Genomic DNA, 23,026 nt, shown 5'->3' with positions numbered 1-23,026 from the left:
CCGCGCCCAGGTGGGTGATCGATCGCGGGCCGCCGCTGCTTACCGGGCACGCTCAGTGCGGTCGTCGTACTCCCCACGGGCGGCGATGACTTCCTCGATGTGCCGCACCGACCATTCCGTGAGCGCCTTCAGCGGCTCCCGCAGCGTCTCACCGAGGGCGGTCAGTTCATACTCCACGTGCGGCGGCACCTCCGGGTAGACGGTCCGGCTGACCAGCCCGTCGCGTTCGAGGGTGCGCAGCGTCTGGGTGAGCATCTTCTCGCTCACGCCCGCGAGCGCCTGCCGGAGACGGCTGAACCGGCAGGCCCCGTTCCGGCCGAGCTCGCCCAGCACGAGGACCGCCCACTTGCTGCCGATCTGGTCGAGCAGGTCCCGCGACGGGCAGCCGCGCTCGTACGGATCGAATGACGGTATGGGCCCGGTCACGTTCTCGACAGCCGCCATACGGACTCACCTCAATGCTTTCGCTTGGGTAAGTACCCTACCCGAAAGTGGCTACTTCCCGAAAGAGAGTGTGCAGGTCACTCTGGGTTCCATCCCGCCGCGGACGATCCGTGACAGGCGCGAGGCACGCGCGGGAGGAAGGAAGGCTCATCATGTCGATCGTCGTCACCGGAGCCACCGGCCGGCTGGGCAGGCTCACCGTCGAGGCGCTGCTGCGGCGGGGAATCCCGGCCGCGGACATCATCGCGACCGGCCGGGACATCTCCGGGATCAAGGACCTGGCCGACCGGGGCGTCACGGCACGCCGCGCCGACTTCGCGGACACCGACAGCCTGGCCGATGCCTTCGCGGGGGCGGACAGACTGCTGCTGATCTCGGCCTCGGTCCCCGTGAACGAAAGGGTCGCCAACCACCGCCGCGTGATAGACGCCGCGGTGGCCGCGGGCGTGTCGCTGATGGCGTACACGAGCACGACGCACGCGGACACGGCCGCCACCATCATCGGTGCCACGCACGGCGAGACCGAGAAGTACCTGCGGGACCGCGGAATCCCCAGCGTGCTGCTGCGCAACGGCTGGTACCTGGAGAACTACACCGCCCAACTGCCGCAGATCCTGCAGAACGGCGCCGTCATCGGCGCCGCGGGTGAGGGGCGGATCAGCGCCGCGTCCCGCGCCGACTACGCCGAGGCCGCGGCGGTCGTCCTCACCACCGAAGGCCACACCGGCGCCGTGTACGAGCTCGGCGGCGACGAATCCTTCACGCTGACCGAACTCGCCGCCGCGATCTCCTCTGCGGCCGGGAAGGAGATCGCCTACGCCCACCTCCCGGTGACCGAGTTCGCCCAGGCGCTGGCCGCCGCGGGCCTACCCGCCGAGCTCGCAGAGGTCCTCGCCGATGCCGACCTCGGCATGAGCCGCGGCGAGATGTACACCGATTCCGGCGACCTGCGCCGCCTGATCGGCCGACGGCCCGTGACCCTGGCCGAGGCACTCGTCCCCGCCGTCCAGACCGCGATCGGCACAGCCGAGCAACGATCGACGGGCTGACGGGGTCAGCAGGCCCGGTTCACCGGTTCTGGCCGGGTCGGGGGGCGGCGGCGGGCGGACGGTTTGCGACCAGCCCGCCCAGCAGCCGATTCATTCGCCGCATGGTGCGGTACCGGACGAGCCGTTGATCGCGATGCTTGAATCCGGACGCGGGGCGATGCGGTGGACCAGCGAGGGCGGGCGGTCCCAGCAGACCGAGCGGGCACCGGAGTTTGCCCTCGTGGGCGAGATCGCCGGCCATGTCGACCACCGACGATCACGACATGGAGGACCGGGACGCTTCAACGTCTTCGCGCGTGCCGCCGGACCACGATGATCCGCGCGACCACGAGCACGACCAGCAGCACCACGACCCCAATCGCGATCAAGACCTTGTGAAGAGTCGTAATGTGAGCGGCCAGTTCACTGGCCAACGCTTCCATCATGAGCGGCATCATTCCCGCCGATAAGTGCTTCTACCTCGACACTCCTGCTACTTGGGCGTTGACGATATTTAAAGAAACGCTTACTCGACTGCGATATTTCTCGGTGCAGATTGATGCAATCTTGTCGAACACAGGAGTTTCGTCGCTGTTCTGCCGCGCCGCGTCGGATCCTTCGCGTGCGCTCTTCAGGAACCGGGCCGATCTCGTCGGCCCGGCGGCCGCCCCCATGGGACGGCGCAGGCGGTCTTTACCGTCATTTGCGCTGGTCAAGTGGATGTCTCTGTAAGTGCCGGGTAGCTGTGTGCCCAAGAGCACGTCTTGCCTGGGTCGGGTGTCCTGTGAGCAGGACCAGGCATCGGCTGCGCTCCCTGCGCTTCCGCAGCGCCATGGCATCACCCGGCCCGCTGGGGGCGGAGACCCGGACAAGTCGGCGAGGAGCCCTATGCCACCGACGGAGCACGTCAAAGGGAAGCTGCGCAGCCAGGCCTGGTGGGACGATGCGGCCAACCCGGAGATGACGGCCCTGTACCTCGAGCGCTTTCTCAACTTCGGCCTCACCGCCAGGGAGCTCCAGTCGGGGCGGCCGATCATCGGTATCGCTCAGACCGGCAACGACCTGGTCCCCTGCAACCGGCACCATCTCGACCTGGCCGACCGGGTCAGGGACGGCATCCGCGACGGCGGCGGCATCCCGTTCGAGTTCCCTGTGCATCCCCTTCAGGAGACGGGCAAGCGCCCCACCGCGGCGCTGGACCGCAATCTCGCCTATCTCGGGCTGGTCGAGGTGCTCTACGGATATCCGTTGGACGGAGTGGTCCTGACGACGGGTTGCGACAAGACGACACCCGCGTGCCTGATGGCGGCGGCGACGGTGAATCTCCCGGCGATCGTCCTGTCCGGGGGGCCGATGCTCAACGGCTACCACAACGGTATGCGGACGGGCTCGGGGCTGGTGATCTGGCGGTCGAAGCGGCTGCTGGCCAGCGGGGAGATCGATTATGCGGAGTACATGTCGCGCGTGTGCGCGTCCGCGCCCAGCATCGGGCACTGCAACACGATGGGCACCGCGCTGTCGATGAACAGCCTGGCCGAGGCGTTGGGAATGTCGCTGCCCGGTTGCGCCGCGATTCCGGCCCCCTATCGCGAACGGGCGCAGATGGCCTACGACACGGGCCGCCGAGCCGTGGCCCTGGTGCACGAGGACGTGACGCCGCGCCAGATCATGACGATGCGGGCCTTCGAGAACGCGATCGTGGTCGCCTCGGCCATCGCCGCCTCGACCAACGTGCCCATCCACATCAACGCGATCGCGCGGCATGCCGGGGTGGCCCTGTCCAATCAGGACTGGCAGCGGGCCGGAGCCGACGTCCCGGTCCTGGCGAACACCGCACCGGCCGGAGAGTACCTCGGCGAGGACTTCCATCACGCCGGCGGCGTCCCCGGCGTGATGCGATCGCTGCTGGCGGCGGGCCGTCTGCACGGTGAGGAGATGACGGTCTCCGGCCACACCGTCGCTGAGAACCTCGCCGACGTCCCACCCGCCGACCCTGCGGTCATCCGCCCCTTCGACGACCCCGTCTCACCGCGGGGCGGCCTTCTCGTCATGTCCGGGAACCTGTTCGACTCCGCGGTCATGAAGACCTCGGTCATCACCGACGACTTCCGGGCCCGCTACCTCCCAGGCCCCGGACGGCCCCAGACGGTCGACCTTCGCGCCATCGTCTTCGACGGACCGGAGGATTACCACGCCCGCATCGAAGATCCCGAGCTGGACATCGACGACCGCTGCATCCTCGTCATCCGCTACACGGGCCCCGTCGGCTACCCCGGCTCGGCCGAGGTCGTCAACATGGAGCTGCCGTCCGCGGTGGCCCGGCGAGGCGTCACCTCGCTCCCCGCGCTCGGCGACGGCCGGCAGAGCGGCACCTCGGACGCCCCGTCCATCCTCAACGCCAGCCCCGAGGCCGCGATCGGCGGCAACCTCGCCATCTTGCGCACCGGCGACCGGATCCGCATCGACCTGGACAACGCACGCGTCGACGTCCTGTTGCCGGAGGAGGAGATCGAGGCGCGGAGGGCCGAACACGTACCGCCGGCCTTCGAGAACCAGACACCGTGGCAGGAGATCTACCGCTCCACGGTGGGGCAGTTGGACAGCGGGGGCTGTCTGGAACTCGCGGTGGCCTACCAGAACCTCACCGAGACCAAGGGGATTCCGCGTGACTCGCACTGACTCCAACGGCACCGTCCTGATCGCCGATTACGACTTCGGTGACGTGGACATCGAGCGCGCCATCATCGAGGACGCCGGGTTCCGGCTCGTCGCCGCACAGTGCAAGAGCGAGGACGAGGTGATCGAGAGGGGCCGGGACGCCGACGGCGTCCTGACCCAGTACGCGCGGGTCGGCTCCCGCGCCATCGACGCCCTCACCCGTTGCCGGGTGATCGCGCGCTACGGAACGGGCGTCGACATCGTCGACGTCGACGCCGCGACCCGGCGGAGCGTCCAGGTCACCAATGCGCCGAACGAGTGGTGCGCCGAAGAGGTCGCCGATCACGCCGTCGCGCTCTGGCTCGCCGCCGCCCGAAAGATCTGCGCGTACGACCGGGCGACACGGCAGGGCGAATGGCACTGGAAGACCGGCGAGCCGATCTGGCGGCTGCGGGGACGGGTGCTCGGGCTGCTGTCCTTCGGTGCCATCGCGCGCCTCATCGCCGAACGCGCGCAGGCGTTCGGCGTCGAGGTCTGGGCATGCGACCCGTTCATCGACGAGGCCGAGATCCGCTCGCGCCGCGTGCGGCCGGTGTCCTTCGACGAGCTCGTGGAGGGCGCCGACTACCTGGTGGTCCAATCGCCGCTCACCCCGCAGACGCACCACACCTTCGACCGTGCGACGCTCCGCAGGATGAAGCCGACCGCCGTCCTCGTCAACACCGCACGCGGGCCCATCGTGGAGGACGCGGCGCTCCACCAGGCCCTGACCAAGGGGTGGATCGCCGGCGCCGCGCTGGACGACCTCGAAGAGGAACCCGCGAAGCAACGCGACTGGCGCCCGCGCAACGCCCTCCTCGAACTGCCCAACGTGATCATCACCCCCCATGCCGCCTACTACTCCGAGGAGGCCGTCAGGACGGTGCGGCGCATCGCCGCCGAAGAGGCCGTACGGGTCCTGACCGGGCGGCCCGCGCGCTTCCCCGTCAACAACGTGATGGCCGGCTCCCACCCGTGAGGCCCTCGGACCGGACCGGGAGCGCCCCGGCCGGACGTGAAGACCTGGTTGGCCAGAACCTCGCAAAGTTCGTACAACTCGCGCGTGGGCACCACCGTCGCGGACATCGGAAGTGGTGATGAGAACCGTCGCGTTCGACGACGCGAACAGCGCCACGGCGGTGCGATCCCCTTGGCGGCGAGGCGGCACGTGTCCCCGAGGAGGAGTTCGCCATGCTCGATCCGGATCCGCCGTTCCGGCCGGTCCGCCGCCGGGACGGCTACCAGCGGCTGGAGGATCTGGGCCTGATCGGGGACGGCACGACGGCGGCGCTCGTCGGTTCGGACGGCTGGATCACATGGCTGTGCCTGCCCCGATTCGACAGCGATCCGCTGCTGTGCGGCCTGCTGGATCACGAACGCGGCGGCCATTTCGCTCTCACGGTGGACGGTCTCCGTGAGGCCCGCCAATATTACGAACCCGACACCGCGGTGCTGGTGACCGAGATGCGCGGCCCGACCGGCCTGGTCAGGATCACCGATGCGCTCGGCCTCCGCGCGGACGCCGACCTGTCGGACGACGCGGGCGGAAGCCGGGGCGAGCTCATCCGGTCCGCCGTCGTCCTGGACGGGACCGTCCGCCTGCGGGCGGAGCTGCGGCCCTGGGGCGGTGCGCAGGCCCGGGCGCTCGCCAGCGGCCTGGAAATACAGGCGCCCAGACGGCGGGACCTGCGGCTGCACCTGCGCGCCAACCGGCCGCTGACCGGCCTCGACACCGTGCACGACCTCGAACAGGGCGATCGTCTCGCCGTGACGCTGTCCTGGGGCCGCGTCCACCGCCACCACCGGTTCGAACCCGACGCGGTGCTGCGTGACACCACCGAGGCATGGCGCCGCTGGATGCGGAACTTCGGTTATGCCGGTCCGCAGGAGCCGCTGGTCCGGCGTGCCGCGATCACGTTGAAGCTGTGCGACGACTGGACCAACGGCTCGCTGGTGGCGGCGCCGACGTCCTCGCTGCCCGCGCCGATCGGCGGGGTCCGCAACTGGGACTACCGCTACGCCTGGATCCGGGACGCGGCCTTCACCGTGTTCGCGTTCCGCCGCGTCGGATTCGGCTACGAGGCCGACGCCTTCCTCGGCTGGGTCCTGGACGCCTTCGAGAGCACCTCGCGACCCCGGATCATGTACACCCTCGGCGGGGACCCCGTCCCCGAGGAGGTCCAGGATCCGGGTCTGGAAGGCTACCGGCGGTCCGCTCCCGTGCGGTGGGGCAACGGCGCCGCCGACCAACTCCAGCACGACATCTACGGCGAGGTCCTGGACTGCGCCGACCAGTGGCTCCGCGCCGGCGGCGATCTGCAACCCGCCCTGTGGTCCCGCCTGGCCGAGCTGGCCCGGACCGCGCAGACCGCGTGGCGCCAGCCGGACCAGGGCATCTGGGAGGTGCGGAGCGGGGGCCGGGTCTTCACGTACTCGGCCGCGATGTGCCAGGTGGCCCTGGACCGGGCCGCGTCCATCGGCGAACGGCTCGGCCTGCCCGGACCGCTCGCCGCCTGGCGCGACGCGGCCGACGAGCTGCGCCGGCGGATCCTGGAACGGGCCTGGGACGAGGACGCGCGGAGCCTGAGCGAGCACCTCGACGGCGGCGGAGGGCTGGACGCCAGCCTGCTCGCCCTCCCCCTGCGGAAGGTCGTCCCGGCCGATCACCCGCGGATGACCGCCACGACCGCGGCGGTCGCCGAACGCCTGTCCGCCGGCGGCGGCCTGCTGTACCGCTACCTGCACGACCGGTCGCCCGACGGCCTCGCCGGCGACGAGGGCGCCTTCCTGCTGTGCAGCTTCTGGCTGGTCGAGAACCTCGCGCTGCAGGGCCGGACCGAGCAGGCCGAGGACCTGTACGCCTCGCTGTGCTCCCGCGCCAGTCCGCTCGGGTTGCTGCCCGAGCAGATCGACCCGTCGACGGGGACGTTCATGGGCAACTTCCCCCAGGCGTTCAGCCACATCGGTGTCATCGCCGCCGGCGTCACACTCGCCCGGGCGAGGGAAGGGCGGACAGGGTGATCGAACGACTCGTCGTCTTCGGCGCCACCGGCGACCTCAACGCCCGCTACCTCCTGCCCGGTCTGGCCGCCCTGCGCGCGGCCGGGCACCTCGGCGACGGATTCCAGCTCGTCTGCGCCGATAGGAAGGAATGGGACGACGAGGGCTTCCGCGGCTGGGCGGCCGAGCAGCTCGACCGGCACGCGGGGTCCTCCCCCGCCGACGCCAGGCGCTGGGTCGCCGGAGCCACCCGCTTCCGCCGAGCCGACGCCACCGACCCCGCCGACCTCGCCTCCCTCATCGCCGGTGACCGGCCCGTCGCGCTCTACTTCGCCCTTCCCCCGGCGGTATTCCCCGGCGCCGTCACCGCCTTGCGCGGCGCGGGTCTCCCGGCGGGCAGCCGGATCGTCCTGGAGAAGCCCTTCGGCGAGAACCTGGCCGACGCGCAGGAGCTGAACCGGCTGCTGGCCGAGGTCGTCCCCGAGCAGGCGGTGTTCCGCGTCGACCACTTCCTGGCCATGACCACCGTCCAGAACCTGCTCGGCAGCCGCCTGGCCAACCGCGTGCTCGAACCCCTCTGGAACAGCGCGCACATCGCCGAAATAGAGATCGTGTGGGACGAGTCGCTCGCCCTCGAAGGCCGAGCGGGCTACTACGACGGAGTCGGGGCGCTCAAGGACATGGTGCAGAACCACCTCCTCCAGGTGCTGTGCCTGGTGGCCATGGAGCCCCCGCTCAGCCTGAGCGAGCGCGACCTGCGCGACCGGAAGATCGATGTACTGCGCTCCGTGCGCCCGCTCACCGACGAGGACGTCCTGCGCCGCACTCGCCGGGCCCGGTATCTCGCCGGTCGCATCGGTGACCGCAGGGTTCCCGCCTACGTCGACGAGGACGGCGTGGATCCGCGGGGGCACACCGAGACCTTCGCCGAGGTGGAATTGCGACTGGAAAGCTGGCGCTGGTCCGGCACCACCTTCCGGCTCCGCACCGGCAAGGCGCTCAAGACCGACCGCAAGGAGGTCGCGGTCCGCTTCCGCCCCGTCCCCCACCTGCCCTTCGGCCATAGCGGGGAGGCCGTGCCCAACGTGCTCCGCTTCGGGCTCGACCCGGAGAGCGTGACCCTGGCGCTCACCGGAATCGGCCCCGGTCCGCAGACCCTCACTCCTCTCACCATGACCGCCCAGATGGGGCCAGCCGACCTGCCCGCCTACGGCCGGCTGCTCCTGGACGTCCTGCGAGGCGACGCCGCCCTGTCCATCCGGGGCGACGAAGCCGAAGAGGCATGGCGGGTCCTCGCCCCGGTCATGTCCGCCTGGTCCAACGATCTCGTGCCCCTCGAGGAGTATCCGGCCGGGTCCTGCGGACCCGCCCCCAGGGACCAGTAGGCGCGGAACGCATCCGGCCCGGATCGACGGTGGCGATCAACCCGCGAACTCGCGTACCGGCCTGCCCTTCACGCCCACCATCGCCCGGAACAACGCCCCGGCAGGCGAAGCGTCGCCCGGAGGAAGCCCCTCACGAGAAGTGGTGACGAACAGCTCGTCCAAGCCCGGACCACCGAAGGCGCACGCGGTGACTCCCCGCACCGGCACCTCGACCACCTCGTCCAAGATGTCGCCTGGCGTGTACCGGCGCACGGCCCCGCCCTGATTCAACGCGACCCACACCCCGCCCTCCGCGTCCACGGTCAGGCCGTCCGGAGCACCGTCCTCGGGAGGGATCGACGCGAACGTCCGTCCCCCGCTCAACCCCTCGGCCCCGTCGAAGTCGAATACCGCGACCTTTTGCGTGGCCGTGTCGACGTAATACGCCAAGCGTCCATCCGGGCTCCAGTCCAGCCCGTTCGAAATCGTCACGCCGTCCAGCACCACCACCGCGGCACCACTTGGATCGAGCCTGTAGAGGGCACCCGCACCCGGCGTCTTGCCATAGGCCATGGAACCACAGTAGAAACGGCCCTCCGGATCGCAGCCCCCCTCGTTCATGCGAACGCCCTCATCGCCCCACAGTTCCGGCAGGGTCGTTATCGTGCCGTCGACGTCCTCGAGTGCGAACCCCCGTTCCACCGCGATGACCGCACCGCCGTCACGCCGGGGACGCAGCGCGGCGGCGACGCCACCGACATGCCGCCGGCCGACCGTTCCATCGGCCCCCAGCGACATCACATCACCGGCCAGCATGTCCACCCACCGCAGCCCTTCCCAGCGGGATGACCAGACCGGTCCCTCCCCGTGAAAGGTCACCGGATCAGTGATCTGTTCAGCACACGGCAAACCCTTGCACCTCCAACCACCCGGCGCACCAAAAAGAATCGGCCCAGTTCAGCTATACAACCGATCCCCTACCCCGAGCTGCACTGCAAGAAAGCCACCTAGAAACAAAGGCATGCCATGCGACACCAAAACAACAAACGGCCTCCTGACTTTGCGGGAGCTTCACTGCTTAGCGGTCATAGCCGGTGAACCGCATCCAGTTCGCGACCAGCCCTCCCAGGCTGGAAACGACTCACTGAACGACTGAAGCCCACCGGTTCGACGAAGTCCGCGATCCGTTGGGCCACTCACTCCCGTGCAGGGCATCTCCCCGGCGCCTCTCCCGACCGACTCCTGTGATCGGCGAAGACGTTTCACGCAGAGTCACTAGGGCGAAGGAGATTTGCTGAACACAGTCGGGGTGAGGCAAGACCCGTGCCCCAGATCCGCCCCCAGAAGCCGCACCACACTTGCACAGAGCACCTTGAAGGGACCGTGACCTTCGGCAACGCCTCCGCAGGAACTTGTGACCTCCTCGGCCGGGGCAGGATACGCGAAGGTGCATGCACTCGGTGAGCGCATGCACCTGAGCTGGGATTATGTGGGCGATACTGGATTCGAACCAGTGACCTCTTCGGTGTGAACACGACCGATCATGCCTTGGCTATACGGCTGTCATCAAAACAATAGCCTCGCCTTTTTCTGCGACTCAGCGTGGTGGCGTAAGGCTTCCGACAATCGCGGTCAAGTGGTCCAGGGCGGTGTCGACCTGGTCGAGCGGGAATCCACCCATCGGCGTGGCCCGGGTCCATGTTATGGCCGACACTCTCGAGATCCGCCACGACCAAGCGGGCTGACTGAGTATAAGAAAAGTTATATCGCGCAATACTCCTGCCGCCCAGGATGGTTGATCGGAATGGACGTAAAAGCGCTCGTCCACATACGCGTCGCCGACCGCGATGGTCGGCAGCGCAGGTGACGCCGGCGTACGAGGCGTCACCTGTAGGCGCGGCAGTGGGGTCGGCAAGTCCAGCAACGCGGCGACCCAGTAGCGCGAGTTCTCCCGCCCACGACGGCCGAAACTGTCATCGAGGATCTCCTGCTCGCGTGTGTACACGAAAACGGCTGCGGACCGGCCACGGTAGGCGCCCCGCATCACATCCGACAGCCGATGCCGAAGACGGCCGAGTACGGGGTAGGGAAACGTATCGCGGGACCGTTCAGCCATGTGAAACGGCTCGCCGCGTAGTTGCTCGACAAGCCCGTCCTCCCCCTTGCCTGAGACGTTGAAACTCCAGCCGCGCTTCGCTGCGAACGCCCGAGTCGTGCGGTATCTGGCGCCGAAGCCCTCCATGAACACCTCATTCATTTCCACATGCGCCCAGCCGTCGGCGATCCGCTCGGCCTGTGGGCCTTCATTATCCCAGTTCGGGGCCTGACCTGCCGGTTTCCCGAGTGGGATCATGCTGTGGTCGGGCAGGCTGCGCCGCCATGGTGTGGTCGCTGTTGTACGACCTGACGCGCAACTCGCTGGGCGTGATGCCGCTTCGGCTCCGTGGGGATACGGCCAAGGACAACGAGATCCCGGCGTTACGTCACCAGCGGCGGCCAACGTCCACGACAGCCAGGCGCTCAAGTCGCTGCTGATGGCGTTGTCGGCGATCCGATCGCGCCGTGGGCCGCGTCGGCGGCGGCCGGCGAAGATGCGCGCCGACAAGGCGTACCACTCCGCCGAGCACCGCACCTGGCTGCGGCGACGCGGAATCGCGCCGCGCACCGCGCGGCACGTCATCGAGTCCGGTTGAACGCCTGGGCCGACACCGCTGGGTGATCGAACGGACGCTGGCCTGGCTGTTCGGCTACCGGCGCCTGAGCGTCCGCAACGAACACCACGGCCACCTGTTCAATGCCTTCCTCGTCCCGGCCGCCGCCATCACCTGCTACAAGAAGCTCGTCGAACAGCCCACATGAGACACGCTCCTATTTCAAGAAGCGGACTGGATGACGACAACGATAGGTGGTGATGCCGCCGGGTGTGGTTGTTGGGTTCTTTTCAAACCCCTAGAGGCCGAGCGCGATCCGGTACCTGTTGTAGATCGCTCGGTGCCCGGTGTCGTTCGGGTGGAATCCGTCGGTGGTGTATCCGCCGAATGCCGGATCTCCCGTCGGGTTGCGGTTCGGGGCGTGGTCGAACAAATCGGTGAAGGGGACGTACATGCCATCGTGCTTGTGCGCTTGCTCCGCGATCAGCGCGTCGTAGTGCGCGACGCGCTCGCAGTCGGTCCATGTCCCTCCGTTGCTCGGCATCCATGCTCCTCCGACCACCAGCAGCGCGTCCGGTGCGGCGCTGCGAACGCGGTCCAGCGCAGAGGCGCAGTCGGAGTCGAAGGCGTCGTACTCCTGCACCTCCCGGACGTTGTTGGTGCCCAGCATCACGAACGTCAGGTCCTCGCCGCCGCTGACATTGGAGACCGAGGTGAAGACGGTATTGCCATTGGCATTGTGGGTGTGGTCGTAACTGCCGTAGACGACCGGGCCGACCGACTCGAGGCGGGCCCGCATGAGATACCGCCAGGAGTTCTCCAGCGTGCTGGCGAAGGATCCCCGGTAGCCGACGGAGTCGCCGAGGAAGTTGACTCGTAGCGTTCCACTATCGGGCCAGGTGATTTTTCCTACCTGGGTCACTTTCGGTCCCCTCTGGGTTTCGGCTCCGCGTTAACGCCGGCCTGTGCTATTGGAGTAGGCGCAAGGCGTTGCCGCTGTACACCTTTTCCAGCACGTCGTCGGGTAGGTCGAGTGCGGATATGGCCCAGCGTCCCTGGGGCGGAATCTCCTCGTCGGGGGCGTAGGGAAAGTGCTCGTCGGCGGTCTCCAGGAAGCGGTAGTGCGTGGGGTACGAGGACGCCGAGAGCGGGAAGGCGTCGGTGCCGAACAGGACGCGGTCGGGGTGGCGGGTGAACAGTGTCCGGGTCGCGCGGGGACGGCGGCCGAGTTCGGCGAGCCTGCCGGCGATGTCGATGTGGAAGTTCGGATGCTCGTCCAGCATTCGCGAGACCCATCGGAGGTCCTCGGCGTAGCAGCCGACGTGCGCGCCGATGAAGACGGTGCGCGGGTGGGTGGCGACGAGGCCTTCCAGGGCGTCCATGAGTCGTTGGAAGGACGGGATTCCGGGGCGGTCGAAGTGCCAGTCCGGATGGGCCAGCAGTTCTTCGAGCCGCTCGTTGTGCCGGTCGGCGGGGTGGAAGAACGCCACCGGATCGGCGGTGTGGATCAGCACGGGCAGGCCGAGTTCGCCGGCTGCGGCGAAGACGGGGGCGAGGCGCGGATCGTCCGGCAGGACCAGGCGACCGTCGGGTCCGGTGTGGTGCAGGCCGAGCGTCTTCCAGACCTTCAGGCCGCGGGCGCCGCGCGCGTGCGAGTCTTCGAGGCTGCCCACCAGCCGGTCGACGCCGTCGCGCTCGCGGAGCAGGCCCCAGTCGAGCTGGCAGAACGTGAGGAACCGGCCCGGGTGGGCGCGGTCGTAGCGGTCGAGGTTGGCCGACAACTCCTCCCCCCACATGCCGTCGAGGTTCACGATGGCGGCCACGTCGTGCTCGTCCATGAGCGCGAGCAGCCGGCCCACGTCCGGCGCCATCCATCCGCCGTCCCCGGTGAGCCAGCGGCCGAGGTGGTTGTGGACGTCGACGCATCGGTACCGCGGCCGCGGGACATGGTTCCCGGGGATGGCGACGCTCGGGCGCGGCGCATAGTCGGACAGCCGCAGATCGTGGAGCTCGGGCATGGCCGCCTCAACGGCCTTCGCGCAGGGGACGGGTCCATTCGGAGACCTTCGCCTGCCAGGCGTCGTCCTCCTCGGGACGCCCGGCCACGCCGGGGCGGCGCTGCCAGGGCAGCGGTCCCGCTTCGGGACGGTACTCCACGCCGAGTGCGGCGAGGCGGTCCAGGTGGGCGCCGAGCCGCCGCCGGAACCCGGCCGGGTCCCGGTCCTCGGTGCTCCACACGGTCTCGGCGAAGGCGGCGAGCCGGGGGAAGGCCATGTAGTCCAGCTGCCGAGGGGAGTCGATCAGTTCGGTCCACAGGCAGCACTGGGCGCCGAGGATGTGGCGGGCCGCCCGGTCTCCCGCGAGCGCGGGCGGGATCGGTTCGAAGGCGTAGACGTCGTCGACGGTGAGGACGGTGCCGAACGGCACTGGTTCCTGGTCGCCGGGCGCCTGACGGTAGTCCAGGTAGACGGAGGTGTTGGGGCAGGGGACGACGTCGTGTCCGCTCTTGGCGGCGACCACGGTGCCGTGGTCGTCCCGCCACGAGGTGATGACGGTGTGCTCGGGCGCGCCCCTCCCCTCCAGGATCTCGTCCCAGCCGACCGTGCGTCGTCCGTGGGCGGCGAGGTGGCCCGAGATCCGGCCGATGATCCAGCTCTGCAGGTCGGCCTCGTCGCGCAGGCCGAGCTCGCGGATCCGGCGCTGCGCGGCCGGGCTCGCCCGCCACTGGTCCTTGCGGCATTCGTCGCCGCCGATGCTGATGTACGGGCTCGGGAACAGCTCCACGACCTCGTCCAGGACGTTCTGGAAGAACGCGATCGTGTGCTCCTCGGCGTTGAGGACGTTCGGGCCGACGCCCCAGGTCGTGGCAACGTCGAGGGGGGTGTCGAGGTTGCCGAGCTCGGGGTGGGCGGCGATCGCCGCCTGGGTGTGGCCGGGAAGGTCGATCTCCGGGACGACGGTGATGTGCCGCCGGGCGGCGTAGGCGACGATCTCGCGGACGTCGTCCTGGCTGTAGTAGCCGCCGTGGGGGCGCCCGTCGCCGGGACCGTTCCATCCGATCTGGCTCTCCCGGCGCCACGCACCGACTCCGGTCAGCCGCGGGTAGCGCCTGATCTCCAGCCGCCAGCCCTGGTCGTCGGTGAGGTGCAGGTGAAGGAAGTTCAGCTTGTGCAGGGCCATCAGCTCGATGAAGCGCAGCAGATCCGCTTTGGGGAGGAAGTTCCGGGCGACGTCGAGGAGGCAGCCGCGCCAGGCGAAGCGCGGCCGGTCCTCGATCCGGACGTGGGGCAGCGGGAGGCTCCGGCCGGCGGCGGCCTTCCGGTACGCCTCGGGCGGGAGGAGCTGCCGGAGGGTCTGCGCGCCGTAGAACGCGCCGGCGGCGTCGGCGGCCTCGATGAGCGCCCCGCCGTCCTCGACGCTCAGCCGGTACGCCTCGGGCGGCATCTCCCGGACCGCGAGCGTGATCCCGCCGGGCCGCGGCCCAGGCGGCAGCTCGCCGCCGGTGACCGGGCTCAGCTCGCCGCGCAGCCAGGCGGCGACCTCGGCGAGCGCGGGGGCGGCGGTCAGGGTGGTGTGCCGGTCGAGGACGAGCCGGCCTGGGCGGGTGTCGAGACGTACCGGTTTCGGGATGACCATCGAATGCCCCCGTCAGTCGCAGGTGATCTTCGCGTCGGCGAAGTCGGTGTGGTCGAAATAGGCGTTGTCGCCGCCGTTGGTGGCGACCAGGCGGATGTACCTGGCCCCCTTGACGGACGCGGTGACCTTCCGAGGCGGGCTGTCGCCGGTGAGGACGCCGGTACGGGCGGCCAGCTCCCCGTCGGCCCACACCTGGAAGTCCGCCGAGCCGCGGACGGTTCCGGGCGCGTCGACCTCGTCGTCGATCCCGGCGAAGAACTCGACGGTCGTGCAGCGTCCGGCCGTGTAGTAGCCGATCTCGGCGGGGGCCTGCGCGCCGAGCCCCTTGGCGTACCGGACGCCGCCGATCGTGAGGGGCCGCCCGTCGCCGGCGGCGGCGTCGCCGCCGCTCATGTCCTTCTCGACCGGGCCGAGGTGGTTCACCATCGTCGCCCACGGCACGTCGCTGAGGTAGCTCGTACCGGAGCCGGGCGCGGTCGCCACATGGACGACCGCGCTCCCGTCGAGTCCGTCCTTCCAACGGTCGGAGGTGACCTTCCCGGTCAGGGGATAGTCCCGCTGCGCGGCTCCGGACGGCGGGGTGACCGACCATCGGGTGGTGAACGTCGCGCCCGGGGCCAGCCTCCCGGCCGTGGCCGGGGTGACCGCCGTCGCCTTCCAGCCGTCGGGCACGGTCAGCGAGACGGCGACGTTCCGTACCGGTGCGGTGCCCCCGGTGTTGGTCACCCGCGTCAGCAGGGAGCCGTCCTTGCCGGGCTCGACGGTGGTGGGCCGGGTCTCTCCGAGGACGGTGGCGGGGTCGATCTCGTAGGTCGGCAGCGGCGCGGCCGGATCCCGCCGCGTGCTGACGCGGTACATGACGGTGCCGTGCGCGGGCACCGCCGCGGAGATGTCCCCGCTGGTGCTCCACACGGCCCCGGTCCAGAGATCTTCCAGGCGGTACCGGGACGCGGCGGGCAGTTTCAGCTCGCTCGCGGTGGTGGAGATCGTCCTCTCCCGGTCGCTCTCGTTGTAGAGGGCGACGGCGGTGTCACCGCCTGCCAGCGGCCGGGACAGGACGTGGTACCAGCCGTCGGTGCGGGCGAAGGCGGCGGCACGGCCGAGCGCGTCCTGATCGACCGCGACCACCCGGGGTTCGGCGACGATCGCGGCGGGCGCCTTGTCCGGAGCCGCCTGCAGGATCAGCGGGGCGGCGGCCATCGCCCACAGGCTGACCTGCGTGCGGTACTCGGTGTCGGTCATGCCGCCGAGTCCCGCCTGCAGCAGGTCCGGGTCGGCATGGCTGCGCGGGCCGGCGTACTGCAGGCGCAGCATCGCGGTCTCCCAGATGCCGAGCATGCCGGCGTAGGAGTCCGACATCGGCTTGGTGACGAGGTTGGTCCGCCAGGTGGTGGCCAGCTGCCCGCCCCACAGCCACGGGACGCTGTTGCCGTCCTCGTTGTTCATGGCGAACGCGATCCCGTCGCCGAGCGCCTCCCGCATGCGCGGGTAGAGCTTCTGGGCGATGGCCTGGGAGTTCTGCCCGGGGAAGTCGGCGGTCGGGATCGAGCAGTAGTCGTACTTGACGTAGTCGACGCCCCATTGCTCGACGAGCGCGCCGTCGTCGGCCTCATGTCCGTAGGAGCCGGGACCGCCGCCGACGCACGTCTTGGTGCCCGCGGAGAGGTTGAGGCCGAACTTCAGGCCCGCGGCGTGGACGGCGTCGACCAGCGCCTTCATCCCGTCGGGGAAGCGGCCGGGGTCGGCGGCCAGCCGTCCGGAGGAGTCGCGCTTCCCGGCCTCCCAGCAGTCGTCGATGATCACGTACCGGTAGCCGGCGGCCTTGAGCGCCGCCAGGCCGGTGGCCGCCCGGCGCACCGAGGCGTCGGCGACCGAGCAGCCGAGGGCCCGGCTGCTCCAGCCCATCGGCGGAGTGTCGATGGCGGGCGGCGCCGCCGAGCGGGCCATCGCGCCGGACTGCGGCACGGTGGACATGGCGAGGAGCACCGCCGCGAGGGCGGCGGTCACGCGTCTGCGCATGATCGTCCTGTCAGCCCGGGTGGAGGCTCGGGTCGCCCGGCTCGATGGCGAACGAGCCGGAGGTGTAGGCGAGCGCGTAGGGCTGGGTCACGACGGGAAGCGACCGGAAGTCGACCTTCATCTCCCGTCCGGAGATGACGCTGCGGACATAGCCCCGCCGGCCGTTGAAGAACTTGACGTGCGGGTTCTCGGCGAGCAGCTGCCCGGTGTTCGGGTATTCGTCCAGGCCGTTGCCCGCGGACGTGACCGACGTGCTCACGAGTTCGACCGCCACGGACTTGGACTCGGGGTCCTGGTAGTCGCGCTTGACCTCGCCCGCCCAGTGCGAATGCACGTCACCGGTGAGGACGACCCCGTTGCGCTTGTTGTCGCCGATCGCCGCGGCCACGCGGTCGCGGCTGGCGGTGTAGCCGTCCCAGCCCTCGTTGGAGTAGCCCTTCGCCTCGCCGTTCGTCCAGTCCATCTCCATGAGGAAGACCTGCTGGACCAGCAGGTCCCAGGTGGCGCCGGACTCTTTCAGCTGACCGGCGAGCCAGGCCTCCTGCTCCTGGCCGAGGATGGTGCGGTTCGGAGCGAGGCGTTCGGTGCAGTCGGCGCCGATCGTCCCGGACTTGCCGTCGTTGCAGGCGTACAGGTCGCGGTACTGGCGAGTGTCGAGCATGTGAAGGTTGGCGACCGATCCCCACCGCACCGTCCGGTACAGATGGAGCGCCGCGCCGACGGGCTTCTGCGCGCGGCGCAGCGGCATGTTCTCGTAGAACGCCTGGAACGCGGCGGCCCGTCTGGGCAGGAACGGCGGGTCGGGCTGTTCGGGCACGTCGCCTGCCCAGGCGTTCTCTACGTCGTGGTCGTCGAAGACGGTGACCCACGGCGCGATCGCGTGCGCGAGCTGCAGCTCCGGGTCGGTCTTGTGCTGGGTGTGCCGCAGCCGGTAGCCGGCGAGGTCGAAGCACTCGCCGCCCGCCTGGTCCCGCACCGGGTATTTGTAGTCGCCGTACTCGTAGATGTAGTCGCCTAGGAAGGCGATGAGGTCCGGGTGGTCCTCCGCCATCCTCCGGTAGGCCGTGAACCAGCCGACCTGGTAGTCGGCGCAGGAGGTGAAGGAGAGGTTGAGGTCGCGGCCGCTCGTGCCGGGCGCCGGCGCGGTGAGCGTCCGCCCGACCGGGGACACCTGTCCCCCGGCCTTGAAGCGGTAGAAGTACTCGGCGCCGGGCCGCAGGCCGTCGAGTTCGACGTGCACGCTGTGCGCGGACTCGGGGCGCGCGACCTGCGTGCCCCGCCGGACGACCGTGCGGAAGCGCTCGTCCTCGGCGACCTGCCATTCGACGGGGACGGGCTGGTGCGGCATGCCGCCGAGGCCGTCGGGGGCGAGCGGGTCGGTGGCGAGGCGGGTCCACAGGACGACGCCGTCGGGGGACGGTTCGCCGGAGGCGACACCGAGCCGGAACACCTCGCCAAGCGGGGCGCGCCGGGCCGCCGCGCGCACGGGTGGGACACCCAGTGCGGCGGCGATGCCCAGGCTCGCGCCCCCGGCGAGAAGGGAACGCCGGGTGATCATGGGGCTCCTCGACTACTTGACCAGCGCGTCGCCGTCGCGGACGGCCTGGTCGGCGGCCTGCTGCGGGGTGAGCTTGCCGAGGTACATGTCGTTGAAGGTCTGGTTGAGCTTGTTCTCGAACGCGGTGAAGCCGGTCGTGACGGGCAGGTTGAACGTGGCGCCCCGCGACTCCTCGAGGAAGGGCGAGACGTCCAGGCCCTTCTGCTTCCAGTAGTCGAGGTAGCCCTGGGAGAGGCCGTTCAGCGCGGGGAAGACGTAGCCGCCGTCCGCCATGATCTTCTGTGCCTCGGGCCCGGAGAGGAAGCGGGCCAGTTTCATCGCGGCCTCCTTGTGGGCGCTTCTGGAGTAGACGGCCTCGGAGAGCCCGTTGATGTTCACGACGCGTCCGGCGGGGCCCGCCGGCATCGGCGCGATGCCGATCGTGAAGTTCGCGCCGGGGGCGACGAACGGCAGGAGCGCGTTGTTGGCGGGGAACATCGCCACCCGGCCCTGCTTGAACATCTCGTTGATCTTGTCGCTGGGCGGGTTGGTCTGCGCGGCCGGCGGCGCCACGTGGTACTTGTTCACCAGGTCGACGCCGAACTGCAGGGCCTGCACCGAGGCGGCGTCGTTGAAGGCGTACTTGCCGAACGGCTTGTCGACCAGCTTGCCGCCGTTGGAGCTGACCCAGTTCATCCACTGGGTCTGGTAGTGGTTCCAGGACGCGAAGCCGTACTGCTTCACCTTGCCGGCGTCGAATCCCGCCTGGTCGGGATGCCTGCCCTTGTCGTCGACCGTCAGCTTGCGGGCCGTCTCCAGCAGGGTCCCCGAGCCGTCGGGCGCCCAGGTGAGCTTGTCCGGCATCGTGACGCCGGCCTTCTTGAACAGGTCCTCGTTGTAGAGGAGGCCGACGATGCCGAAGTCCTTCGGCACGCCGTACAGCTTGCCCTTGTAGGTGTAGGACTGCACGACGTTCGCGTTGTACTTGGTGGTGTCGAGCTTGAGGGCGTCCAGGTCGGCCAGGATCCCCTTGGTGACGAACTCGGGGAACTGCGAGGTCTGCATCCAGAAGACGTCCGGGGCGGTGCCCGCGACCGCGTCGGCGGTCATCTTGGTCCAGTACTGGTCGTACGGAAGCAGCTCGATCTTCACGTGGACGCCGGGGTCGGCCTTCTCGAAGGCGGCCATCACCTTCTGGTAGCCGGCCTTCTGCTGGTCGTCCCAGAGGCGGTAGGTGAGCGTGACGGAGCCGCCGGAGCCGCCGGAGCCGCCGCAGGCCGTCGCGGTGGACAGGAGTGCGGCGCCGAGCACGGCCGCGATCGTGCGGATTCGGGGGGATGTCATTGCGGCTGACCTCTTCTACTTGAGGCCGGTGAGGACCACCGAGCGGACGATGTATCTCTGGAAGGCGACGAACACCGCGACCATGGGCACCAGGGCGATCAGGGCGGCGGCGGTCATCTGGTTGGGGTCGACCCCGATGGAGCCCTTCAGCCCGGCGATCCCCACGGTGACGACCCTGGTGTCGTCACCGCTGGTGATGATCAGCGGCCACATGAAGTTGTTCCAGGACGAGATGACGGTGATGATCGCGAGGGTGCCGAGGGCGGGGCGCGACAGCGGCAGGACGATGCGCAGCAGGATGGTGAGCGGCCCGGCGCCGTCGATGCGCGCCGCGTCCTCCAGCCCTGCGGGCAGGGCGCGGAAGAACTGCCGCATCAGGAAGATCCCGTACGGCGTGCCGAGCAGGTACGGCGCGAGCAGCCCCCACCAGGTGTTGACCAGGTGCAGCTCGCGCATGATCAGGAAGAGCGGGATCATGGTGACCGCGCTGGGCACCATCATCGTGGCCACGTACAGCCAGAACAGCACGTCACGGCCGCGGAAGCGCAGCCGCGCGAACGCGTAGGCGGCGAAGGTGGTGAACACCAGCTGCCCGGCGGTCAGCGCGGCCGTCATCAGCAGCGTGTTGCCGAGGTAGCCGGCGAAGCCCGAGTGCAGCACCCGGTCGAGGTTGGCGAAGGTGGGCGGCAGCCCGGGCTCCCACGGCTCGGTGCCGCTGAGCTGCCGCGGCGTCTTCAGCGCGGTCAGCGCGACCAGGAGGTAGGGGAAGACGGAGACGAAGGCGCCGACGACCAGCGTGGCGTAGAGCGCGGTGCGCTTGACCATGGTCCCTCCTCAGCTCAGGTCGTACGTGGTGCGCTTGGCGAAGAACCGGACCTGGGCGAGCGTCACCGCGAGGATGAGCAGGAACAGCAGCGCGGCCAGCGTCGAGGCGTACCCGAAGTCGAACCGGCGGAAGGCCGTCTCGAAGATCCTGAAGTTGAGCACCTCCGTACTGCCGCTCGGCCCGCCGTCGGTCATCGCGTAGACCGTGTCGAAGATCTGGAACGCTCCGACCAGGTTCGTCACGGTGACGAAGAACGTCGTCGGGTTCAGCAGCGGCAGGGTGATCTGGAAGAACCGCTGGACCGGGCTCGCGCCGTCGGTGGCCGCCGCGTCGTACAGCTCCTGCGGGATCCCCTGCAGCCCGGCCAGGAAGAACAGCATGGTGTAGCCGCTGTACTGCCACACGTTGACGAGCGCGACCGACGGCAGCGCCCACGACGGGTCGGTCAGCCAGTCCGGCCCGCTCACCCCGGCGACGCCGAGCAGCTTGTTCAGCGCGCCGTCCCGCGGGTCGAAGATCCACGTCCACACCAGGCCCATCACGATCGGCGTGGCCATCCACGGCACGACGAACAGCGCGCGGTAGAACGCCACGCCCTTGACCCGCTGGTTGAGCAGCAGCGCCAGCAGCAGGCCCAGGACGGTCTGCGCCGGGATGCTCAACAGGACGAACAGGACGGTCACCCATACCGAGTGCCACGTCTCGCCGTCCCCGGCGAGACGCCGGTAGTTCGCCAGGCCGGCGAAGGACGGGCTGGAGAGCAGCTCCCAGTGGAACAGGCTCAGCCCGAGCACGATCAGCAGGGGCAGCAGCAGGAAGGCGAACACGCCGAACAGGCTCGGAGCGACGAACAGGTAGGCGTACCAGTTCGTGCGCCACAGGCGGCGGCGCGGACGGGCGCCGGCTCCACGCGCGGCCGGCCGGCCGCGGGCCGGCTCCTCGGGCGTGCCTGCGGCCGGGGCGGCCGGGGCGGTCACGGCGGCTCGGCCGCGCTCGGCGCCGTCCGCCGGGTCGGCCCGTCCCGGGAGGTGGTCGGCGCTGCTCGTCACGACGGCTCCGTCCGGGTCGGCACCATGAGCCGCCGGGTCGTCTCCAGGCCCCACGCGTCCAGCGCGGCGATCGGGTCGCCGGATCCGCGCAGCCCGCCGCCGGCCTCGATGTGCTCGGCCCACTCCTCGCGCGCCTCGACCTCCGGCCGGGCCATGATGCAGTCGGGGTCGTTCACCCACCAGCGGGCGTGCAGGAACTCGCGCGCGGCTCCCGTGAGCCGGGCGCCGAGCTGCGACGGCTGGCTGAGGTCGCCCGCCTTCGGCAGCACTCGGGGCGCGGTGTCCGGGCTGACGCGCATGATGTCGGCCAGGCCGATGCTCGGCAGCAGGGGCGCACCGCAGGCGTGCAGCGCGGCGTCCGGGCCGATGGCCGTGCGGATCAGTTCGAGACCGCGCCGGTAGGCGGCGATCGAGCCCATGTCCTCGTGCCGGCGCCCGGGCAGCGCCCCCGCGTAGAGGTAGTCGAGCTTGAAGTGGCTCAGGCCCAGCGCCCGGAACCGCGTGAAGACCTCGGCCAGGTGCGCGGCGGCGTCGGGGTGCGTGACGTCCAGGACGGCGAGGTCCTGGTCCCACATCACGCCGGCGTGCGCGCCGCCGACGAGCCAGTCAGGATGGTCCCGGAAGGTTCGGCTGCGCCGGCCGACGAGGAAGGGCGCCACCCAGATGCCCGCGCGCCGGCCCGACTCCAGGACGGCGCCGACGGACCGTTCCAGCGACCCGAACCCGGGGCGGAGGTCCAGCCAGTCGCCGATCTCGGCCTCGTAGCCGTCGTCGATCAGGAACATGTCGGCCTCGATGCCATGCCGTTCGGCCAGGGCGAGATTGTCGAGGATGTCGGCGTCGGTGACCTTGTCCCAGTACCCGTACCAGGAGCACCACATGGGCGGCACGGCCGGGATTCGATCGGGGGCGTGGCCTGCGGCGACGCCGTCCGCCCACCACCGCAGCGCGGCGTCCAGGCCGCCGCCGACCTCATGGCGCGTGACGGGCCCGTCGGCGGACACCACCAGCCGGCCGTCCGCCCCGCGAGCCCGGATCGAGGGCACCTCCCCCGGACCCGGGCCCGAGAAGACCGACACCGGGCCGCCGTCACCGGGATCGACCGCCAGCAGGCCCTCGCCCTGGAACGCCCCGGCCGGAACGGGCGTCTCCGGGCGGTAGCAGATGGTCTGCACGTTGTCGTCCGCGGGACGCGGCGGCGTCTCGCCGAGCCGGTAGGCGCCGGTCGGGCTCCATGACTGCCAGCCGAACTCGAAAACCCGCGTCCGGGGCGAGAGACCGGTGATCTCTCCGACATCGGTGAACGGCATCGGATGCTCTCACTTCCAGGAGAGTTACAGAGGAGACCATCATTAGTACACTGGCCGAAGGTGGATGGCAATGGGTGCTTTGCGCTGGGCCTGGCCTCCACCTAGGCTGGCCGGGTAGGCC

Annotated in this window: 19 protein-coding genes and 1 pseudogene; 7 read left to right on the top strand and 13 right to left on the bottom strand. The window is 69.9% G+C overall.

Annotated features, from left to right (window positions below; all coding sequences use genetic code 11):
• Positions 1–39 precede the first annotated feature (39 nt).
• A complete protein-coding gene (locus tag amrb99_RS07315) occupies positions 40–444 on the bottom strand; it encodes a helix-turn-helix domain-containing protein (RefSeq protein WP_190853820.1) in 405 nt (134 codons plus the stop codon).
• Between the two features lie 152 nt (positions 445–596).
• Between amrb99_RS07315 and amrb99_RS07310 the strand changes: the two genes are divergently transcribed.
• On the top strand, positions 597–1,493 hold the full coding sequence (locus amrb99_RS07310; RefSeq protein WP_190853818.1) for an SDR family oxidoreductase: 897 nt from the start codon (positions 597–599) through the stop codon (positions 1,491–1,493).
• Between the two features lie 281 nt (positions 1,494–1,774).
• On the opposite strand, the gene amrb99_RS07305 is transcribed toward amrb99_RS07310, so the two are convergent.
• The gene (locus amrb99_RS07305; RefSeq protein ID WP_190853816.1) at positions 1,775–1,918 is read right to left on the bottom strand and encodes a hypothetical protein; all 144 of its coding nucleotides are present in this window, start codon (positions 1,916–1,918) and stop codon (positions 1,775–1,777) included.
• On the opposite strand from amrb99_RS07305, the gene amrb99_RS07300 reads away from it, so the two are divergent.
• The 5 genes from amrb99_RS07300 to amrb99_RS49990 all read left to right on the top strand — a co-directional run bounded on the left by amrb99_RS07300 (position 1,917) and on the right by amrb99_RS49990 (position 8,554).
• On the top strand, positions 1,917–2,204 hold the full coding sequence (locus amrb99_RS07300) for a hypothetical protein (protein ID WP_190853814.1): 288 nt from the start codon (positions 1,917–1,919) through the stop codon (positions 2,202–2,204). The two genes, amrb99_RS07305 and amrb99_RS07300, sit on opposite strands and share 2 nt — an antisense overlap.
• A gap of 15 nt (positions 2,205–2,219) precedes the next feature.
• Positions 2,220–4,151: an IlvD/Edd family dehydratase gene (locus amrb99_RS07295; RefSeq protein WP_206699849.1), complete on the top strand. Its 1,932-nt coding sequence runs from the start codon at positions 2,220–2,222 to the stop codon at positions 4,149–4,151.
• Positions 4,138–5,148 carry a C-terminal binding protein gene (locus amrb99_RS07290; protein ID WP_190853812.1) on the top strand — a complete coding sequence of 337 codons (1,011 nt, stop codon included), beginning with the start codon at positions 4,138–4,140 and terminating at the stop codon, positions 5,146–5,148. The genes amrb99_RS07295 and amrb99_RS07290 overlap by 14 nt, the downstream gene beginning before the upstream one ends.
• Before the next feature lie 212 nt (positions 5,149–5,360).
• The gene (locus amrb99_RS49995; RefSeq protein WP_206699848.1) at positions 5,361–7,190 is read left to right on the top strand and encodes a glycoside hydrolase family 15 protein; all 1,830 of its coding nucleotides are present in this window, start codon (positions 5,361–5,363) and stop codon (positions 7,188–7,190) included.
• Positions 7,187–8,554, top strand: a complete 1,368-nt coding sequence (locus amrb99_RS49990) for a glucose-6-phosphate dehydrogenase (RefSeq protein WP_347256573.1) — start codon at positions 7,187–7,189, stop codon at positions 8,552–8,554. The genes amrb99_RS49995 and amrb99_RS49990 overlap by 4 nt, the downstream gene beginning before the upstream one ends.
• Positions 8,555–8,590: 36 nt before the next feature.
• On the opposite strand, the gene amrb99_RS07280 is transcribed toward amrb99_RS49990, so the two are convergent.
• Complete coding sequence (locus amrb99_RS07280; RefSeq protein ID WP_347256572.1) at positions 8,591–9,412, bottom strand: SMP-30/gluconolactonase/LRE family protein; 822 nt, start codon at positions 9,410–9,412, stop codon at positions 8,591–8,593.
• 718 nt (positions 9,413–10,130) lie between these two features.
• On the bottom strand, positions 10,131–10,886 hold the full coding sequence (locus tag amrb99_RS07275; protein WP_190853807.1) for a hypothetical protein: 756 nt from the start codon (positions 10,884–10,886) through the stop codon (positions 10,131–10,133).
• A 130-nt stretch (positions 10,887–11,016) separates the two neighbouring features.
• Here amrb99_RS07275 and amrb99_RS50740 point away from each other — a divergent pair.
• Positions 11,017–11,293, top strand: a pseudogene (locus amrb99_RS50740) (transposase); the annotation flags it as partial.
• 189 nt (positions 11,294–11,482) lie between these two features.
• On the opposite strand, the gene amrb99_RS07265 reads toward amrb99_RS50740, so the two are convergent.
• The 9 genes from amrb99_RS07265 to amrb99_RS07225 are packed head-to-tail and all read right to left on the bottom strand — an operon-like array spanning position 11,483 to position 22,905.
• Positions 11,483–12,106, bottom strand: a complete 624-nt coding sequence (locus tag amrb99_RS07265) for an SGNH/GDSL hydrolase family protein (RefSeq protein WP_190853805.1) — start codon at positions 12,104–12,106, stop codon at positions 11,483–11,485.
• A gap of 46 nt (positions 12,107–12,152) precedes the next feature.
• Positions 12,153–13,202: an amidohydrolase family protein gene (locus tag amrb99_RS07260; protein ID WP_190853803.1), complete on the bottom strand. Its 1,050-nt coding sequence runs from the start codon at positions 13,200–13,202 to the stop codon at positions 12,153–12,155.
• Between the two features lie 7 nt (positions 13,203–13,209).
• The gene (locus amrb99_RS07255) at positions 13,210–14,820 is read right to left on the bottom strand and encodes a beta-N-acetylhexosaminidase (RefSeq protein WP_190853801.1); all 1,611 of its coding nucleotides are present in this window, start codon (positions 14,818–14,820) and stop codon (positions 13,210–13,212) included.
• 12 nt (positions 14,821–14,832) lie between these two features.
• Complete coding sequence (locus amrb99_RS07250) at positions 14,833–16,839, bottom strand: NPCBM/NEW2 domain-containing protein (RefSeq protein ID WP_190853799.1); 2,007 nt, start codon at positions 16,837–16,839, stop codon at positions 14,833–14,835.
• Between the two features lie 10 nt (positions 16,840–16,849).
• Positions 16,850–18,397 (bottom strand): alkaline phosphatase D family protein, encoded by a 1,548-nt coding sequence (locus amrb99_RS07245; RefSeq protein ID WP_190853797.1) that lies wholly within the window; start codon positions 18,395–18,397, stop codon positions 16,850–16,852.
• Positions 18,398–18,409: 12 nt separating this feature from the next.
• Positions 18,410–19,720, bottom strand: coding sequence for a sugar ABC transporter substrate-binding protein (locus amrb99_RS07240; RefSeq protein WP_190853795.1), 1,311 nt, complete (start codon positions 19,718–19,720; stop codon positions 18,410–18,412).
• A gap of 15 nt (positions 19,721–19,735) precedes the next feature.
• Positions 19,736–20,545: a carbohydrate ABC transporter permease gene (locus amrb99_RS07235; RefSeq protein WP_190853792.1), complete on the bottom strand. Its 810-nt coding sequence runs from the start codon at positions 20,543–20,545 to the stop codon at positions 19,736–19,738.
• A gap of 9 nt (positions 20,546–20,554) precedes the next feature.
• Positions 20,555–21,595 (bottom strand): sugar ABC transporter permease, encoded by a 1,041-nt coding sequence (locus amrb99_RS52995; RefSeq protein WP_206699846.1) that lies wholly within the window; start codon positions 21,593–21,595, stop codon positions 20,555–20,557.
• Positions 21,592–22,905, bottom strand: a complete 1,314-nt coding sequence (locus amrb99_RS07225; protein ID WP_190853789.1) for a glycoside hydrolase family 36 protein — start codon at positions 22,903–22,905, stop codon at positions 21,592–21,594. Before amrb99_RS07225 ends, amrb99_RS52995 begins: the two co-directional genes overlap by 4 nt.
• Positions 22,906–23,026 lie beyond the last annotated feature (121 nt).

The sequence above is a fragment of the Actinomadura sp. RB99 genome (assembly GCF_014706005.1).
Classification (GTDB): Bacteria; Actinomycetota; Actinomycetes; order Streptosporangiales; family Streptosporangiaceae; genus Spirillospora.
Note: the sequence above shows the minus strand (reverse complement) of the source record. Positions and strands in the feature narration are given on the sequence as shown.